11 protein-coding genes are annotated in these 18364 nt (G+C 47.4%); 2 read left to right on the top strand and 9 right to left on the bottom strand.

Annotated elements, in window-relative coordinates; all coding sequences use genetic code 11:
- Positions 1–66: 66 nt before the first annotated feature.
- Genes FHS57_RS00235 through rsmH form a run of 3 tightly spaced genes read right to left on the bottom strand, consistent with a single transcriptional unit; the run spans position 67 to position 3612 of the window.
- On the bottom strand, positions 67–2265 hold the full coding sequence (locus FHS57_RS00235; protein ID WP_183970863.1) for a PASTA domain-containing penicillin-binding protein: 2199 nt from the start codon (positions 2263–2265) through the stop codon (positions 67–69).
- Between the two features lie 30 nt (positions 2266–2295).
- Positions 2296–2688, bottom strand: a complete 393-nt coding sequence (locus FHS57_RS00230) for an FtsL-like putative cell division protein (protein ID WP_183970862.1) — start codon at positions 2686–2688, stop codon at positions 2296–2298.
- A gap of 21 nt (positions 2689–2709) precedes the next feature.
- Entirely contained in the window at positions 2710–3612 is a 903-nt protein-coding gene (gene rsmH / locus FHS57_RS00225) for a 16S rRNA (cytosine(1402)-N(4))-methyltransferase RsmH (RefSeq protein ID WP_183970861.1), read from the bottom strand.
- Between the two features lie 244 nt (positions 3613–3856).
- Between rsmH and FHS57_RS00220 the strand changes: the two genes are divergently transcribed.
- Entirely contained in the window at positions 3857–4978 is a 1122-nt protein-coding gene (locus FHS57_RS00220; RefSeq protein ID WP_183970860.1) for a sensor histidine kinase, read from the top strand.
- Positions 4953–5711 (top strand): LytR/AlgR family response regulator transcription factor, encoded by a 759-nt coding sequence (locus tag FHS57_RS00215; RefSeq protein WP_183970859.1) that lies wholly within the window; start codon positions 4953–4955, stop codon positions 5709–5711. The genes FHS57_RS00220 and FHS57_RS00215 overlap by 26 nt, the downstream gene beginning before the upstream one ends.
- Here the strand turns inward: FHS57_RS00215 and FHS57_RS00210 are convergent.
- The 6 genes from FHS57_RS00210 to FHS57_RS00185 all read right to left on the bottom strand — a co-directional run bounded on the left by FHS57_RS00210 (position 5683) and on the right by FHS57_RS00185 (position 18212).
- Positions 5683–6819 (bottom strand): sialidase family protein, encoded by a 1137-nt coding sequence (locus FHS57_RS00210; RefSeq protein ID WP_221225518.1) that lies wholly within the window; start codon positions 6817–6819, stop codon positions 5683–5685. The two genes, FHS57_RS00215 and FHS57_RS00210, sit on opposite strands and share 29 nt — an antisense overlap.
- Before the next feature lie 16 nt (positions 6820–6835).
- On the bottom strand, positions 6836–7939 hold the full coding sequence (locus tag FHS57_RS00205) for a galactose oxidase (protein WP_183970858.1): 1104 nt from the start codon (positions 7937–7939) through the stop codon (positions 6836–6838).
- Positions 7940–8128: 189 nt separating this feature from the next.
- Positions 8129–10402 carry a DUF5703 domain-containing protein gene (locus FHS57_RS00200; protein ID WP_221225517.1) on the bottom strand — a complete coding sequence of 758 codons (2274 nt, stop codon included), beginning with the start codon at positions 10400–10402 and terminating at the stop codon, positions 8129–8131.
- 369 nt (positions 10403–10771) lie between these two features.
- Complete coding sequence (locus FHS57_RS00195; RefSeq protein WP_183970856.1) at positions 10772–12289, bottom strand: RagB/SusD family nutrient uptake outer membrane protein; 1518 nt, start codon at positions 12287–12289, stop codon at positions 10772–10774.
- Between the two features lie 42 nt (positions 12290–12331).
- Complete coding sequence (locus FHS57_RS00190; protein WP_229601227.1) at positions 12332–15490, bottom strand: SusC/RagA family TonB-linked outer membrane protein; 3159 nt, start codon at positions 15488–15490, stop codon at positions 12332–12334.
- 250 nt (positions 15491–15740) lie between these two features.
- Positions 15741–18212: a glycoside hydrolase family 95 protein gene (locus FHS57_RS00185; protein WP_183970855.1), complete on the bottom strand. Its 2472-nt coding sequence runs from the start codon at positions 18210–18212 to the stop codon at positions 15741–15743.
- Positions 18213–18364: the final 152 nt, after the last annotated feature.

The following is an 18364-nucleotide window of genomic DNA, read 5'->3' as shown; positions in this document are numbered from 1 at the left end:
TCGCCAAGCCTTGTTTGTTTAAAGCATATTTCGTCATTCGCTCATTCGTCCCTCGTCATTCCCCCTCTACCTCAGCACCAGCGAATACACGCCCCCCTGATTGGTATAAGAAGCCACTTTTCCCCGCCCCGAATATTTAACCTTAAAGCCGTGGTTTTCGAGCAGATACAACGCATCACGTAGCGACATTCCTTTCAAATTAGGCACTTTCGTAGGATCCGTATCGCGGTTGGCCCACGCAACTTTATCTCCTTCTTTTTTAGCTTCCACCCAACCATCTACGTTTACGGGAGCTTCGATGTCCATTTCTTCGGCCACAATCCGAATATCAGCCGAATGTCCCGCCCGCAGTTGCTTCTGCATTTCCGATGTTTTATTTTTTTGCTTCGTCAACGGCGGGTGCATTTTTATGTCGTACCCAATGATACGATCAGCCACTTCTTTAAACACGGGCGCGGCCACACTTCCTGCGTACAACTGCTCCATGCTAAACCCGCGCGGACTGTCAACGACAATCAAGCACGTGTAGCGCGGCTCATCGGCAGGAAAATAACCAATAAACGACGTATTGTATAGCCCTTGCAGGTATCGTCCATTCACCAATTTTTGCGCCGTTCCTGTTTTACCCGCAATTTTATAATGGTCATTTCTAATGTTGGTAGCCGTTCCGTGGTCCACTACCCCTTCGAGAATGGTACGCGCTTTTTTGATTGAATTTTCTGACGCAATACGTTCTTCGCTTTTAAACACTGGATATTCCTGAATCACCTTATCCGCATCTTTTACTTGCTTCACAATCATGGGGCGCACCCAATACCCGTCGTTGGCAATGGCATTGTAAAAAGCCAACATCTGCAAAGGCGTCAGCTCCGACTCATATCCGTAGCTCATGTAGGTCAGCGAAGTTTTGCTCCAACGCTTGTCCGACGGCGTCCGAACCCGTGGTGCAGGCTCACCTTTCATGTGAATACCCGTAGGTTCGCGCAAATGAAACCGTTTCAGGTATCCCACATACTTGTCTCCGTGGGCGTAGAAATAATCTTTCATAATCAAATGCACCCCTACATTCGACGATTTCTCAAATACCTGCTGGGCTGTAATGCTTCCGTGGCCCGTTTTTTTGGTATCCCGAATCACCGCCGAACGGTATTTGGCATTGCCATTGCCTGTATGATACATTTTGCTCAAGGGCAACCCTTCTTCAAAAGCTGCCAACATGGTGGGTAGCTTAAACGTAGAACCTGGATTACTCAACCCCGCCAAGGCGTAGTTGTAGGTTTCGCTGTAGGTAGAATCGGAGGAGCGCGACAAGTTGGCAATGGCCCGAATCTCACCCGTTTGGACTTCCATCACAATCACCGAACCGTACGAAGCCCTGTACCGTTCGAGCGTATTGCGCAGGGCTGTTTCGGCAATGTCCTGAAAATTCACGTCAATGGTTGTGTGTAAATCGTAACCATTGACAGGCTGTATTTTTTCGTCATCGTCGTTGGGCATAAAGGTTTGGTCGTCCAAGACGCGGTATAGGCCAATACCGGGCGTCCCCGCCAATCGGTTATCAAAACTAGCCTCTATCCCAAAAGAGCCATGCCGTGTTTTTTTATCTAAATCACCAATGGTACGCTCAGCCAGCGACCCAAACGGATTATAGCGCTCATAAACCACCGTCAGTTTTCCGCCACGGCTTCGGCCAGTTGTGGCAAATCGGCGAAAAAACGGCCAACCTTTCCAAGTTCCTTTTACTTTTTTCTTCGCTTTCTTGTCATAAACAAATCCCGTAAAAGACTGGTTAAGAATGATATTGTACTCCCGATACGTTATTCTTCGTTTCACCAGCCGAATGTTACGATTTCCTTTTTTCTTATTTTTTTCAAACTCATGGCGTGCAAACACCATCTCACGGCGGTAGTCTTCAGCCGTTCTTTGTTGAAATAACGCAGAAAGAAGCGTCGCCACCGAATCAACGCGGCTATAGAAATACGTACTATCCGTGACAGTAGGATCCAGAGATACTTCAAAGTACGGCAGCGACGTTGCCATCAAACTCCCATCATTCGAATAAATGTTTCCACGCATTGCTTCAATGGTATCAATGTGCATCGTGGTTGACATGTACTCAATCCAAGGCTTATCTTTGTGAAGGGCAAAATGCTGGATGTAAAAAATACGGTAAATTACTACTGCTCCGAGGACAATCAGGCCAATAGCCACTATCCACGAGCGGCGAGATATATCTTCACGAATATTTTTGGGTCGGGAAAGCATCGTCTAATTTTTTTAAATGGAAACCTCACACTACTCTTCCACCACAATCCGCTGTGGTGTTTTACGGCTCTCTTTAATACCAAACACCTCTACCTTGGGAGCCAATTCCGATTGTTTTCCCATCTTCATATAATTGGCTTTCAGGATGGTGTATTCGGCCCGTAAGTTATTCACCTCTTCATTTGACTTGCGCAATTGGCGCATTTGGCGCTCGGCGTTGATTCGGAAAAACACCATAATTAGCCCTAGAAATAGTAAAAAAAGGGAGCCGTCGATGTACTTGACAGGAAACTGCTTCCCTCCCATTACATTTTCTACGTTAAACCATTGGCTCAGCCATCCCAAGACTTTACTATTGCCCGTTTTGTTTTTTTTATTTGGGCGACCATTTGCATTCGGCCCACCTACTACGTTAATAGCCATAACAGTTTTAAGGGTTTGGGTTTATAACTTTTCAGCTACCCGTAATTTGGCACTACGAGCACGCGAATTTTCAGCGATTTCCTCAGGACTAGCTTCGATGGGCTTGCGGGTGATGGCCTGCAATGGTTTGAGGTCGTTTCCAAAAAAATCTTTTTCGACTTCCCCAAAAAATTTCCCCTTGGCAATGAAGTTTTTAACAAGACGATCTTCCAATGAATGATACGACATCACCACCAAACGCCCCTGAGGCTTGAGTACTTCGGCCGACTGCGTGAGAAACTCTTGCAAAACGGCCATTTCTTCGTTTACCTCAATCCGCAACGCCTGAAACACCTGCGCAAAGTATTTGTTCTCTTTTCCACGCGGGGCAAACCGTTGCAAAGCCGTCTTGAGGTCGGTCACTGTTTCAATCGAGCGATTGGCACGGGCCGCCACAATGGCCTGCGCCGCAGTTTTGGCATTTTGGAGTTCGCCGTACATTCCAAAAATACGGTGTAATTCCTCCACGGTATAGGTGTCGATAATGTCGCGGGCGGTTTTGCCAATTCGGGGGTTCATGCGCATGTCAAGCGATGCCTCAAAACGCGTAGAAAAACCTCGTTCTGGGGTATCAAATTGGTGCGAAGACACGCCCAAGTCGCCCAAAATCCCATTGACTTGCTTGACACCGTACAGGCGAAGGTACTTTTGAAGGTAGCGAAAATTGGCATCCACAAACGTCAAACGCTTGTCGTTGATGGCTTCGGCATTGGCTCGTGCGTCGGGGTCTTGGTCGAAGGCAAACAAACGGCCTTTTTCACCCAAGCGCGCTAAAATCGCTTTTGAGTGACCACCGCCGCCAAACGTCACGTCCACATACACGCCGTCGGGCTGTATGTCTAATCCTTCCAAACATTCTTCCAATAATACTGGGTTATGATACATCTCGGTTTTTAGCTGCTGGGTTCGTTTTAGTAAATGGGTATGCGAACCGCCACAAATTTAACAACTTGTTGAGAAGAGGGACAGTTATTAAACTTTCTTTTTTACAGACACTTAACCAATTCACTGATTGCCAAAAGAATCAGGTTTGTATTTTATCGGTAAATTTTCATAAACTGCCGATTATAGCAACCATCATTTTTGTTTTTTAAGTAAGATTGTTCCGTCATACTGTATCAGGAAACACATGTTACTCAATCCGAATAGAAAAAACCTACCGCTTGTCATTCATCTTTTGGCATGGTCCCTCATCTCAGGGCTGGTCTTAATGCCACCCTTTGGTGGACGGCTGGCTGTTCCCGATGAATACTGGGTGAAACAATGGATACTTTTGGTACTGCTTATCAGTAGTTTTTATTTTAATGCTAAAGTACTCATTCCCAAATTGCTTTTTAAAAACCACACCTTGTGGTACTTGGTCTCAATCGCTGCCGCGGTATTCGTCATTTACTGGACGATTCAGGGCGTGGAGTCGTGGTTGAACTTACCTGAGCTTTGGCACAAGGCCGTTCGTCCCGATAAAAAATGGGATGGCATAGCTAGGGGTCGTCGTTTTGATACCTTTACGCTGCTTTATTCGCTCTTGTCGCTGGGAGCAAGTACCAGCTTGACGATGGTTCAAAAATGGCAAAAAGACGCACGCATCCGCGAACAACTCGAACAAGAAAAGGTAACGTCCGAATTGTCTTTTTTAAAGGCACAAATCAACCCGCACTTTTTCTTTAATACCCTCAACAACATATACGCACTGACGATGCTCGACGTAGAACACGCCCGTGAGGCACTTCATCGGCTTTCGCGCATGATGCGGTATGTGTTGTACGAAACCAAAGAAGGCATGGTGAGCCTGAGCCACGAAATTGCATTTTTACAGGACTACATCCAGCTCATGCAACTGCGCCTAACGGATAAAGTAAAAATAACGTTCGACAAACCCGAGCCTTACCACGATGTGTCGATTGCGCCCATGCTTTTGTTACCATTTTTGGAAAATGCCTTCAAACATGGCGTCAGTGCCACACAACCCAGCGAAATTTTTGTAGGTTTGACCCAAGAAGGCACTACCCTCAGAGTAGAAGTTAGAAATACCCTCTTTTCGGGAAAAGGGCCTACGTTGGACGAGAGCAATGGCATTGGTTTGGTAAATACTCGCCGTCGGTTGGATTTACTTTATCCCAACCGCTATCGCCTCGACATCACCGAGCATACGCCCACCAACGAATATTTGGTGGTATTGGTGATTCAAACGCCTAATGTAACGCAATCGACCCAAACTCCTTCCTATGAACCTGACTTGCATAGCCGTTGATGACGAACCCCTCGCTTTGGGATTGGTGAGTGTATTTATCGAAAAAACGCCTTTTCTGACGTTGGTCGGCAAATACTCCAGTGCCGTTGAAGCACTACAAGGGCTACATGACCAAAAAGTTGACCTCATTTTTTTGGACATCCAAATGCCCGATTTGACGGGTATTGAGCTTGCTAGGGTTTTGGGACAAGCCCAACAAAATGGGGCTGGCCCGCGCATTATCTTCACGACTGCCTTCAACAACTTTGCCATTGAGGGCTATAAAGTCGATGCCTTAGACTATTTATTAAAACCTTTCAACTACGAAGAGTTTCTTCGGGCTGCCAACAAAGCCAAGGCGTATTTTGAGTTAATCAACCGCCCTGCACCCGCTCCTGCCGTTGCCGCAGCGCCCGTTGCCACCGAACCTGAAGAAGATTCACTCTTTTTGAAGGTTGAATACCAGCTTGTTCGGGTGGCCTTCAAAGATATTTTGTACATCGAAGGGCTAAAGGATTACGTCAAAGTTCACCTTCAGGGAAGCAACAAGCCTATTTTGTCGCTAACGAGTCTAAAAGCGTTGGAAGACAAACTTCCTGCCCGCAAGTTTATGCGGGTGCATCGGTCGTTTATTGTTTCGTTGGATAAAATCTCCAGCCTCACCCGAAATAGCATTCAAATTGGCACGATGACGATTCCCGTCAGCGATCAATACAAAGATGCCTTCAGCGTTTTTTTGAGTAAATGGACGTAGTGAAATCGTCGAACGACAGTTCTTTAAAAACGATGCTTTCGTAAGGGCTTTTTTTGCCTGCTTCGTACAAACACGCCAAGTTTCCGTTGGGTAAAATCGCCAAATTGGAATACGCCGAAGGGCCTTCATAGACTACGTGGCTTTGCGTCCACGACTTCCCTTGGTCGTACGACAGCCGAACTGTCATGTTGGCTCTTGTTTTTTGATGGGCGGGATTAGAAAAGGCCAAAAATGATTTTCTTCCTTTTTTTCCGTACCAAAGCAAACTCCCTTGACACACAGGCTCAATCAGGGTGGTGTCTCGCTGCAATTCCGCCCACGTTGCTCCACCATCTTTGCTCATCGACACTTGCCGCACGCGCACCGACGTATAATTGCGCATATTCAGCATCAAAACACCTTTGGGCAATTCGGCCACGCTGCACTCATTTACTTGGTCCGAGGGCGTAGTTCCACCCAACTGCCAGGTTTGGCCACCGTCGTCGGAATGAATGCTGTGCGAAAAATATTTTTTGGTATTGGCCTCAATGTGGTCGCAGGGAATCACCAATCGTCCTTTGTATTTTTTGGACTGCATCTGAATCCCGTTGCAAGGCCCCGTTGCGTACCAAGTCCAGTTGGGGAGTTTTACATCGGCCGTGATTTCGCGGGCTTTTGACCAACTCAGCCCGTCGTCGCTGGACGATAGCACAAAAATACGGCGCGTATCTTTACTAGTTTGGTCAATGATTTGCTTTTCGTGGTCGGCACCCAAATTCCACGTTGAGAGTAGCACAATGTTTCCCGTTTTTTGATCCACCACAGGAGCAGGATTGCCACAGGTATTGTCGGCGTCGTCCCATACCACACTCATTTCCGACCACGTTTTACCACCGTCGTTAGAGCGTTTTAGCACCAAATCAATGTCGCCCGCGTCGCCGCATCCCTTTTTACGGGCTTCCGCAAAAGCCAGCAGCGTTCCATTTTTGGTTGTCACCATTGCAGGAATACGAAAGCACTGGTAGCCCTTGTCGCCTGCTCTGAAAAGAGCGTTTCCTTCTTGCCCAAAGGCCGAGAAAGAAGCCAAAAGTACCAAGCTCACGCCCAGTTGTTTTAACGAATTCATCATGATATAATAGAAATGGTCATTTTATCCACATTACCCGTGGCGTACGCGTGCCTGGGCGTGCCTCTCCGCCAGGAATGACGTACCTTCCTTTCCAAAGAACAAAGGAAGTAGTGACGGGCAAATACGTACTTTCATTGGGGCGGGCGTCGGCATCCGAACGTATGTCCACGGGAAAAGGAGCCACCATTTTCCAGCGATTGGTAACGGACGAAAACTCCAACACATCGGTACTAAATCCTGGGTGCTTGTCCTTGAGTACGGGCGTTTGACTGGCCCACTCGCCCGTATCTCCTCCCAATACCACTACGTTATTTCCTACAACCAACGCTGGACTGGCCGCCGCCACGGTGGCATGAGGTAGGTCTGGCAAGCGTTCCCATTGCTGTTTTTGGGGGTCAAAACGGTGTACTTCTTTCAGATACACCCGACTTATCACGCCCGTGGCTTTGTCTTGGGTCAGAGCTGCTCCAGAAATTAAATAAAACTTTCCTTCCGCACTGGCCGCTACGCTGAGCATTCGTCCCTCTCCTTCCCAAGTCGATAGGGCTTTCCATACACGCGGTGACGCGGCCAAGTCTAGGGCATAAAATTTCTTGAGCGCCTCGGGCGAATTAGGCGTTTCTAAGCCTCCCGCTACGTACAATGTAGTTCCCACCAACGCGCCGCAGGCATTGGCAATGGGGTGAGGAAAATCGGGCAAAGCCTCGAACGCTATTTGGTGATTTTTCCAACGCATCAAAAACGCCTCCGCCACGTGCCCCTGTTGATTGCTTCCTCCTACGCACACCACGGCATCGCGCCACGAAACTGTCACGGCGTATCCCAAAGGCCGAGGCAGCACTCCCACTTTTTTCCATTGACTTTTGGGGGTTTCTAGCAAAAAAATGCCGTCGTACCACGTTTTGGTCGCCCCCGTCCAAGGCCGTCCGCCGTTGGGAAAATTACTCCCCCCTGCCACCAGCAGTCCACCGTTGGAAACGCCCGCAAGCGACCCCGCAAACCCGTCGCCGTCGGGAATGGGCGGTAGGTTTTCGACCAACATACGTTTTTGCGCAAACAGCAAGTTGACCGAAACAAAAACGGTGATAAAAAGCAGGAAACTAGGCTTCGCTAGACGCATGTGAAAAAGAAAGGTGACTCAACTTGGCATTCCGATGGGCTTCCCAAAACCCTATCCTTTCTAAGTCATTTTTCAGGGTTTCATACTGATTTTGAGTCAAAGTAATGAATGGAAAACGACATCTTCCTACCTCCCTACAAAAAAGAGGCACGACCACCTTGGTTGTTCAAATACCTCAATCAGCTACTGCTACTCATTGCCCATCACTTTAATATCTGCCCTGCGTGCATTCGGAAAAACCTCCAGCTTTACCAGTTTACCTTGTTTGACCACCCCCTTAATCGTTGTATTTTTGGGAGCATGTAGTTTAAAATCCACGTCCCAGTTCTTAGGCCAAGCGGGCAACAAATAAATTGTATCTCCCACGGTTTGCATAAGCATTTCTTGAACGGCAATCATCCCACTTCCGCCCCAATTGTGGTCGGGCGTCCAGTCGTGCCCAGGCTCAAAAAAAGCAGGAAAGCGGTAGGGCGAATCTTTCATTTTTTGCAAAGTGCGCTTGGCAGCTTCTTCCGTTAAGCCCAACCGAGCGGCATAAATAGCTTCTTGTCGCCAACTTAAGTACAGGTTTTGTTTCAGTATTTTGACCACTGAGGGATTGTAATTCCAGGTATTCAGGGCAATATCCAATAGAGGAAGCCCTACTCCAAATTGCCCCCAAGGATAAATCGGGTACAGTTCAGGCAATTCATTTCCGTGCGCGAACGGCCCTTTCCCCAACGTATAAGGCCCATTTTTGTAGGCATTCAACAGCGTTTTTCCTTCAATTTGGGTAGTTTCTAAAGGTGGGATTCGCGCTAGCATTCCCTGCCAAAATGTCCTTTGAGAAGCCGAAAGAAAGCGCTCAGGCAAGGCCACAAAACGACTCAAAACAGTTTTGAGTGCACTCACCGTATTGACGGGGTTGACGGCCATTTTGTAGCGTTCTAAACCGCTACCTGGGTAAATTATCAACTTCCCATCCTTGTCTAAACCATTTCTTTTTTGGTAATATTCATCATAAAAACGAAGGCAACTTTCGATGAAAGGAATGTATTTTTTGATGTCGGTGCCTGTGTACGCGTGGAGATCAATCATCATCAAACAGAACTCCAATGAACTTTCCCAATCATGCGCTAAGTAGTCGTTATCTTCTACCCCTTCCTCAAGCGGTATCCAGCGCGATGTTGGACGAGCCCAACCGTATTCGGCATTGTTGGGAAGACCAAAGTTTTCGATTTGTTCCGTAAAACTTGCGCCGTTGACACCCCAATATACCTTGCTTCGCAACTCGGCATTACGAAGGTTTTTGGTGTAAAAGTTAAACTGGGAAGGGAGCATATCAAAGTCCCCATTTTTAAACATTGGGAAATAAACCAACCGCTGATTTTGGCCTGTCATTGTACCGCCTCCCCAGCGGCGAAAATCAGGAGAAAACTTTGCGCTACTCACCGTGCCTGGGTCGAACGTAAACAACCCGCCGTTGAATTTGGTAGGCCATTCTCCGTACGCATTACAGGCCAACATGTACCTAAACAACTGATAGTTCCGTCCCACTTGCCACGCTTTTTCGTCGGAGCTTTGAATATGTACGTGGCTTCTTTGCCAAAAATCGCTCCACCACTTTAGGGTTGCTTGCTTGGCGGTAGTGTTCGCTTGTTTGGCCTTCTGAACGAGCTGAACAAGACCCTTCGTCCATGCTGCTGCCGACGGCGCTTTGCCCACGTGAAGGGCTACTTCCAACTGGTGTTTTTGTGACGCTTGAAGGCTTCGTAGGTGCCATGCTTGGTAGTCGGTATCGACATACGTACCGTACGAAATCCCATCGCTAACGAGTCCTTTTCCAAAGAGCATCCCGCCAAAAACGAGCTGTTCGAGGGGGTTGTACAAACTATCTTTGACCGCCCTAAGTCCTTGTTGCTCAACCGTCATGTCAAAAACAGCGTCTTTACGGTTTTGGTGGTAAAACACTACCTCATTGGGCGCATTAAACCGTACGCTGTCCTTGAACGTAATCACTTTGATTCGCGGCTTATTCAAGTCTTTGTGCGAATTGGCTCGATTTTCTTCCTCGGCGGTTTCGTGGTCTTTGTAACGCCACGTTTCGTAGGAGGTTTTGAGCGACACAGGCTTGGCGCTCTCGATTTCGACGTGTACAATGGGGCGAAACACATCTACCCAAAGAACCACTTTTGTTCCCGCCCCCGAGAGATGAACTGCCCCTTCTTTAAGACGCAATTCTTGTTTAAAATCTCTTCCCGTAAAAGGATTGTTGGACAGCGTCACCCGTACCCTGCCCAACTTCAAGAATTGATTATTTTCGTCGAAAGCGCCCGTTCGTGAGAGATAGAATAGAACGTCGCCATTTTCAACCCAAACATTTAGCCCAATATCGCCGCCACCGCACGGCATTGACTCCGATGAATTTTTACTTGGAGTTGTCCAAACAACGTTATAGTCATTAAGGGAATGAATTTGTGCCACCCCCTCTTTAAAAAGTAAGAAGCATAACAAAATTGATAAACTAAGGCGAAAAAATAGCATAAACATCCTGTTAAATAGAGTGCAACGGACAGTTGCTAAGAGAAAGTAAATATGATGCATCACACTAAATTCAAATGACGTGTTGGTTAAATTTGTTTAAGGTTTTACCCGCTGATGGCGCAGATTTAAAGCCGCAGATAAACGCGGAGGTATCTTCACAGCGTCTTTTTTAGCGAAAATCTGCGTTTTTACTGATCAGCGGGCTTCTGCGGGTAAATGATACAATTACTTGTTTAACAATATATTAAAAACAAAAGGAAGGCATACAAAAAACGTACACCTTCCCGATTAGAGGTAAACAATCAACAATTAATATCCTGTATTCTGCGTCAAGCTTTTATTTCTATCTACTTCCGACTGAGGGAACGGCAACACGTTGTTTTTCTCCCCAAACACCAAGGTTTGTCCCGCAGGATTTTTTACCGCGGTTAGTCTCGAAGCCATCGCGTTCCAGCGTTTCAAATCAAAATAACGGTGTCCTTCCAAGGCCAATTCCACACGGCGCTCGTGGCGAATAAACTCCCGCAACGATTCTTTGGTGTTGTATCTTGCTTGGTCAACTGCGGGAAGTTTCACACTCGTCCGAGTGCGAATGGCGTTGAGCGCGTCGTAAATACTCGCATCAGGCCCCGACACTTCGTTTTTGGCTTCGGCGTATGCCAAAAGTACTTCAGCATAGCGCATGTGTACCACGTTCATGTCCGTTAATGGAATCTTGGTTCTATCGTACGGCAATTTCGACAAATCCATGTATTTTTTCTGGGCGAATCCCGTCAAAAGTGGGTCAGTATGGATAAAATTGGTCGTTTCTGGGTCGCCAGGCGCTTTAATGGTCATGCGCAGACGTGGGTCACGGTTGGTGTACGGATTGGCCGCATCATAGCCAGAACCTGCTTCCGAAATCATCTTCCCGTTGGTCATTTCGTATTCATCCACCAAGTTCTGATAAGGAGCAATAGCGCCGTACCAACCAATTTCCACCAACATTCCTTCGTTGCCTTGGGGGTTGTTAGGAGCCAAATATTTGGTCGAAAACAAGATCTCGTTGTTGTTTTGTTGGGTAGTTGTCAAAAAGAGATTGGCGTATCCACCCTGATAAATCGAGAACAACTTTGAGTTGATGATCTCGTTGGTGATGGTCGCAGCCTCCGCCCAATTTTGTTGGTACATCCGCACGCGGGCCTTCAAAAATTGCGCACTGGCTTTTACGACACGTCCCGTATAAGCAGTGGCGGGCAGTTTTGAAATGGCATAATCCAAGTCTTCCAGCACAAAGGCAAGTACTTCTTCTTTGGTGCTTTGTTTGATTTTGGCTTCTTCGGCAGTCTTGGGAGCTACTTTATACAACACGACCCCGCCAAACAGTTGTACCAAGTCAAAATAGTACATGGCCCGCAAGAAGCGTACTTCGGCCGAGTACAGGTCTTTGTTGGCTTGCGACACCGCCGCGACTGAACCCACGTTTTCTAAAAAATAATTACACGCCGCGATTCCCGCATAAGGCTGGTTGTAAAGCCCCGAGTTGACGTTACTTGGGTTCACAACGCCTAGGGTTACGGCCTGATACCCAAAGAAATTATGGCGGTCATAGGCATTGTCAGAATACGTATCAAAAAACGGCTTTCGGTGGCCATAAATCCCGTTTTGAAGCGTGCGGTACACCCCCGCCAACGCCATAGTGACGTCGGTTTCGGTTTTCCAGAACGTCGCACCCGAGATGGCATTCAGGGGGTTTTTGTCCAAAAAGTCTTTGTCGCAAGAACTCAACGTGCTGAAGCACATCAAAGCTGCGAGGCATTGGGTCATGTATTTTTTATAAAATTTCATTGTTGTCGAACGTTTAAAATGAGTACTAAAGCGCGGTATCACCTAAAATTTGATGTTCAATCCTCCCGTAAAAATTTTCAACTGAGGGAATTGCGCAAATCGTCCTGAACCTGCTCTTTCGGGATCGTTTCCTTCGTATTTTGTCCACGTAATTAAATTGTCACCCGAGAAATACACAATCAACCCCTTGGCTCCTACTTTGCTGAGGATGTCTTGATTGAAAGTGTAAGAGAGGTACAAGTTTTTCAAACGCAAATACGACGCATCTTGCAAGAAATACGTAGAGGTATAACCTGACACCCCTGGGTAGCCCACTTGATACACGGCAGGAACGGTCGTGCTAGGGTTGGTAGGCGACCAAGCGTTTAGGAAGCGCAACGGAGGCGCCGAACCTTGTTGGAAAGGCTCATACCCCCAACCGCTCACTTGGGTCTTGATTCCCTGTACTCCCTGGAAGAAAGCCGTTAGGTTAAAACCTTTCCAACCTGCATTGAGGTTAAACGAATAGTTGTACGAAGGAAAACGGCTAATGCGCACTCGGTCTTCGGGGCCAACGGTACCGTTGCCATCCAAGTCTCTGATTTTCAAATCACCTGGCTTGAGCGTACCCGAGCTAGGTTGCTTGGGCGAACTGTTGATTTCGTCTTGGCTTTGGAAAATACCCGCCCACTCATACATAAAGAAGTTGTTGTACGGCTGTCCTACCTCAATTGTACCTAACGTCTCCGCCAGTACTTTGGTTACTTTGTTGCGATAGCGGTGGAAAAGCACACCTACCCCGTAATTGAACTCGTTGATGGTTTTGTTGTGTCTCAATTCCAACTCAATCCCTGTATTTTGCATTGCTCCTGCATTGACAATAGGCGCGGTAAGTCCTACGCTGTTTGGCAAATCTTGGCGCTGCGTGAGGATGTCGCGGGTATCGCGCTTGTACCAGTCGATGGTAGCGCCAAAAAGTCCTTTGAACAAGTCAACGTCTAGCCCAAAATCTAACATCGACGTTTTTTCCCACCTCAAATCTTTGGTCACCAATCGGGTCAACTGCGCCCCCGTCGTGAGCGACGAAGTCCAAGGATAGGCCGTTAGGTTGAGTACGTCTTGGTAAGGGTAGTTCCCGATTTCTTGGTTTCCAAGCGTACCGTACGAAGCACGTAGTTTTAGGTTGTCAATCCACGATACGTTGTTTTTAATGAAGCTTTCTTCGGAGAGTTTCCACGCGCCCGAACCTCCACCAAAAATCCCCCAACGGTTGTCGATTCCCACGCGCGACGTTCCGTCGTAGCGGATGTTACCTTCAAGGAAGTATTTGTTTTTGAAATCGTAATTGGCTCTTCCAAACAACGACTGCAACGCCCATTCGGAAGCACCACCGTTGGTTGTTTGGTTGGTCGGGCCGCTACCGTCAAGCACCATGATGGACGTAGTTGGGAAGTCGTATCTAGCTCCGCCTACGTTTTCGGTGAAGTTGTTTTGTTGCTCATAACCCGCCAATAAGTTCAGGTTATGATCAGTACCAAATTGGGTGTTGTAATTGAGCGTACTGAAAAAAGTCTTCGTAATGGCGCGGGTTTCATTTTGTCGAAGCCCGTTGAAGTCGGGGTTACCGTTGGCCACTTGCACGTAATTCCCTGACGCGTCGGGCTGGTAGGCAAACGACTGCGTTGGGTACTGACGGTTTTTGTATTGTTCATCAAAATACGTAATGGCTCCCTTACTCATCCATTTTAAGTTTTTCAAAATGCTTACTTCGGCAAACGCTTGGGCGTTGACGTTGTACGTTTTGGTGAATTGACCACCCGTTGCATACACTTCTTCTACGCTGCGGTTTCCCGTTCCGTTGGTCGTAAAATCGCGGTTAGTCGCTCTTCCACTTCCGTCGGGCAAAAACGGCATCATTGTCGGCGCTGAGGCATAGGCGAGCAGCAACAAGTTGTCGTTGGTCAACCAAGGTGCTTTTGCATCCTGAAACGACAAGTTGATGTTTGTACCCACGCGTACTCGCTTGTGCACTTGCGACGAAAAGTCAATTAACCCGTTGTATCGCTTGTACTTATACCCTTTGGTAATACTTTGTTGGTCTAAGTAATTGAAAGAAGCATTGTAAATTGTCTGTTCGTTTCCACCCGAAAACCCGATGTGGTGATTTTGAATCGGGCCTTTGCCTAGCACATGGTCCAACCAATTAAAATTGGGGTACTTGTCGCTGTTGGGGTTGTTTTTGTACAAATCAATTTGGGCTTGGGTATAAAGCGCAGGTTGTCCGCTGCGAAGGCGCGCCGAATTGTACATTTCCATGTACGTGGCAGAGTTGGTAATCAACTCAGGGTACTTCGTAGCTTCACTCACACCCATGCTTCCGTTGTATTCAATCTGGGTTTTGCCTGCTTTTCCTTTTTTGGTCGTAATCAAAATAACCCCATTGGCTGCCCTCGCTCCGTAGATAGACGCCGACGCGGCATCTTTCAAAACGGTCACGCTTTCAATGTCTTGCGGCGAAAGGTTTTTGATGGAAGCAATGACCCCATCCACCAAGACCAAAGGAGCCGACGACGCACCAAACGACCCAAATCCCCTGAGCTGGAAAGAGGCATCGTCGCGGCCTGGCTCGCCCGTACTTTGGATGATGTCCAAACCTGCTACTCGTCCTTGAAGTAAGTTTTGCATGTTAGGCACGGGGCGCTGCGTCAGTTCCACGCCCGAAACCGTGGCTACCGACCCCGACAAGTTTACTTTTTTCTGCGTGCCATAACCCACCACGACCACTTCCGAAAGAGCGGAGGCGTCGGCTTGGAGGGTTACATCATAAACGCTTCGGCTATCGGTCAATACTTCCTGCGAAATATACCCAATGTAGCTAAATACCAACGTGGCATTGTTGGCAGCTTGAACACTGTATTTGCCGTTGACGTCGGAGATGGTCCCTGTCACCGTGCCCTTTACTTTCACGCTCGTACCTGGCAGAGGCACGCCGCTGGCGTCAAAGACCGTCCCTGAGATTTGTCGGTTTTGTGCAAAAGCCCCTTGCACCATCCCTCCCAACAACATCACGAGCGCCAATACACTAGCCCTAAAGCCAATGCGCAACCGACGCGTTAGGGTAAAAAATTCTTGTTTGTTACTGTCTTGCGTTGCGTACATCACCCGTTTTTGGGGCAAAGGGGTGCCTGTACTCCTTTCAAAAGGCGTAGAATGAATTGCCATAAGTTAAAATGATTAAAGGTTAAAATTTGGTAAAAGGACAGATCTAAGGGTTGTTTTGCATAGGAAGATTCAGCGAATTGTTTAGACAAATTTAAGACCCACAGGGGAGCGAAAGAATGGAGAAAACCGTAAAATATTTGTACAAATCCGACTTATTTGCAGGCTATTTTTTGGGTTTTGGGCATAGTGATAGCAAAAGAGTTGCTATTTATTATCATAGCAACTCCTTATTTTTTTAATGCTTCGTGCATTATTTCACCGTCAGTAAATAGGTTTTATTTTTTTGCGTTTTTAACTGCAACACGTACCCATCAGCTGTCTTTACAGAAGTAGCAGTTGTTCCTTGAACGGTCACGGGTTTGTGGGTGAGCAGGCGCAATTCTTCGCCGTTGATTGACTTAACTTGGGCTTGAGTTAGGGTATTTTTGTCCCATTGCATTGACACTTCAAATCCTCCGCGCCCACGCAAACCACTGACTTTGCCCGATGGCCAACTGGTAGGTATCGCAGGCAATAAGTGCAATTTATCTTGGTGACTTTGAATGAGCATTTCGGCCATACCCGCCGTTCCTGCAAAGTTACCATCTATCTGGAAAGGTGGGTGAGCGTCGAATAAGTTAGGATACGTTCCTCCGCCACGGCTCATGATGGTTCCTGTTTCGTTGGTATATTTCAACAACTCCCGAATGAGCGTATAAGCGTGGTCACCGTCCAACAATCGGGTCCAAAAGTTAATTTTCCAGCCTTTGCTCCAGCCCGTTCCTTCGTCACCGCGTAGTTCCAAGGTCTTTCTAGCCGCGTTGAAAAAGGCAGGCGTTTCTTTCGTAATCTGACGCCCTGGGTGTAAACCAAACAAATGCGATACGTGGCGATGGTACGGGTCTGTCTCTTTGAAGTCTTTCGACCATTCCAACAATTGACCTTTGCTGCCAATCTGCAACGGCAACAGCTTATTTCGTTTGGCAATCAACAACTCTCTAAATTCTTTGTCTTGTCCAAGCACCGTTGAGGCATCAATGAGATTGGTAAACAAATCCCAGATAATCGACATGTCCATCGTAGTTCCTACCGATACCCCTTGCTGCTTGCCCGCCGCGTCAAAAAACTTATTTTCAGGCGTGGTAGAAGGGGCAGTTACGAGGTAGCCATCTTTGTTTGTCACCAACCAATCGAGGCTAAAAAGAGCGGCTTCTTTCATGACAGGGTACGCCTTTTCGGCCAAAAACTTTTTGTCGCCCGTAAACCGATAATGCTCCCACAAATGTTGACACAGCCAGTTGCCACCCATAGGCCAATTTGCCCAGACGGGGTCACCTGCCCCTACGTCGCCCACGGCATTGCTCAACGCCCAAATGTCGGAGTTATGGTTCGCTACCCATCCTTTGGCACGGTAGTAATCGTGGGCTGTTTCGTGACCTGTTTTGGCCAAATGCTGAATCCAATCAAGCAGTGGTTGGTGCATTTCCGAAAGGTTGGTCACTTCCGCAGGCCAGTAGTTCATTTCGGTATTGATATTGATGGTATAATTGGAACTCCACGGGGCACGAAGCTCTTTGTTCCAAATTCCTTGCAAGTTGGCAGGTGGCCCTCCTGGGCGCGACGACGAAATCAACAAATAGCGACCGTACTGAAAATAAAGCACTTCCAAGTCGGGATTGTAACGCCCCGCCGTATATGCCTTTAGCTGCTCGTCGGTTGGGACAGGGGTTGTATTGGCATTCAGGGTGTCTTTAATGGAAAGCTGACAACGGTTAAAATACGATTGATATTCGCTCTGATGTTGTTTCAATAAGGTCGCGTAAGGTTGCGCTAGGGCTTTGGTCAGGAAACCAGCCGCCAGTTGTTTTTCGTCTTTTCCGTCTTTGTCGGGGCATTTGTCGTAGCCGTTAAAACTGGTAGCAGCCACAATGTACAAAACTACTTCGCTGGCCTTCTCAATGTGGATACCTGCGGTGTCGGTTTTTACCGAACCATCTTTGGCAACCGCCTTGATTCGGTACTGAAAACGCATTCCATTGCAGCCTTCGGCATCTTCGTAAATGACAGGAGTACGGCCTTTGGGATTATAATAGGACGGGTCCACTTTCGCAGGGGCTTTGCCATTGACAACCAGTTCGGTGTTGCTCAACGGTTGTTTTTCAATCCGTAGTTTGGAACGCGTATTGATGTCAAGGTTGAGTTGTTTCGACTTATCAGCACTCAAACGTACCACAAACACATTGGCAGGTGCCGAAACGAAACCTTCCCGAACGTAAGTGACCCCGTCCACGGTGAAACGGGTGGTGGATATAGCTTTTGAAATGTCAAGGTCGCGGTAGTAAGCCGTTGGCGTGCCATTTGCCAAACGGTGCTTAATCATCAAATCGGCCAACGGCAAGTACGACTCCGTATAAAACCCTTGCATTTTTTTGGTGAGTTCGTTGGCTTTTGAATAATCTTCTTTTTCCAACAACGCCTCGCGAATGCCACTGAGGTATTGGTGCGCTTCGGGGTTGACGTTCTTTTTGAGTGGCCCACCCGACCACAGCGTTGATTCGTTCAACTGTATCAACTCTTCATTGACACCGCCAAACACCATCGCCCCAACGCGACCATTGCCCAATGGTAATGCTTCCACCCACCGTTCGGCGGGCTTGGCATACCATAGTTTTTGGCTCGATTGGCCAAAGGTTTGAAAATAACATAAAAAGAGGAAGGCAAAAGATTTCAATAAGTGCTTCATAATGTGTGTAGAGACTTATGGCGTTAAGGCTTTGATTAGAAATCGAACTATTGGTTTTACAAAGTACGTGTATTTCTAATCCAGTATAAATTTGGAAATTATCAAGATTATAAGTTATTTTAACTACAAAATAGACATAAACGAGTATTTTC

The sequence above is a fragment of the Runella defluvii genome, from assembly GCF_014195535.1.
GTDB lineage: Bacteria > Bacteroidota > Bacteroidia > Cytophagales > Spirosomataceae > Runella > Runella defluvii.
Note: the sequence above shows the minus strand (reverse complement) of the source record. Positions and strands in the feature narration are given on the sequence as shown.

What these genes read in the sequence shown, in the direction of transcription:
- FHS57_RS00235 (WP_183970863.1), bottom strand. Translation starts at nt 2,265, where the DNA reads ATGCTTTCCCGACCCAAAAATATTCGTGAAGATATATCTCGCCGCTCG.
- FHS57_RS00230 (WP_183970862.1), bottom strand. Translation starts at nt 2,688, where the DNA reads ATGGCTATTAACGTAGTAGGTGGGCCGAATGCAAATGGTCGCCCAAAT.
- rsmH (WP_183970861.1), bottom strand. Translation starts at nt 3,612, where the DNA reads ATGTATCATAACCCAGTATTATTGGAAGAATGTTTGGAAGGATTAGAC.
- FHS57_RS00220 (WP_183970860.1), top strand. Translation starts at nt 3,857, where the DNA reads ATGTTACTCAATCCGAATAGAAAAAACCTACCGCTTGTCATTCATCTT.
- FHS57_RS00215 (WP_183970859.1), top strand. Translation starts at nt 4,953, where the DNA reads ATGAACCTGACTTGCATAGCCGTTGATGACGAACCCCTCGCTTTGGGA.
- FHS57_RS00210 (WP_221225518.1), bottom strand. Translation starts at nt 6,819, where the DNA reads ATGATGAATTCGTTAAAACAACTGGGCGTGAGCTTGGTACTTTTGGCT.
- FHS57_RS00205 (WP_183970858.1), bottom strand. Translation starts at nt 7,939, where the DNA reads ATGCGTCTAGCGAAGCCTAGTTTCCTGCTTTTTATCACCGTTTTTGTT.
- FHS57_RS00195 (WP_183970856.1), bottom strand. Translation starts at nt 12,289, where the DNA reads ATGAAATTTTATAAAAAATACATGACCCAATGCCTCGCAGCTTTGATG.
- FHS57_RS00190 (WP_229601227.1), bottom strand. Translation starts at nt 15,490, where the DNA reads ATGGCAATTCATTCTACGCCTTTTGAAAGGAGTACAGGCACCCCTTTG.
- FHS57_RS00185 (WP_183970855.1), bottom strand. Translation starts at nt 18,212, where the DNA reads ATGAAGCACTTATTGAAATCTTTTGCCTTCCTCTTTTTATGTTATTTT.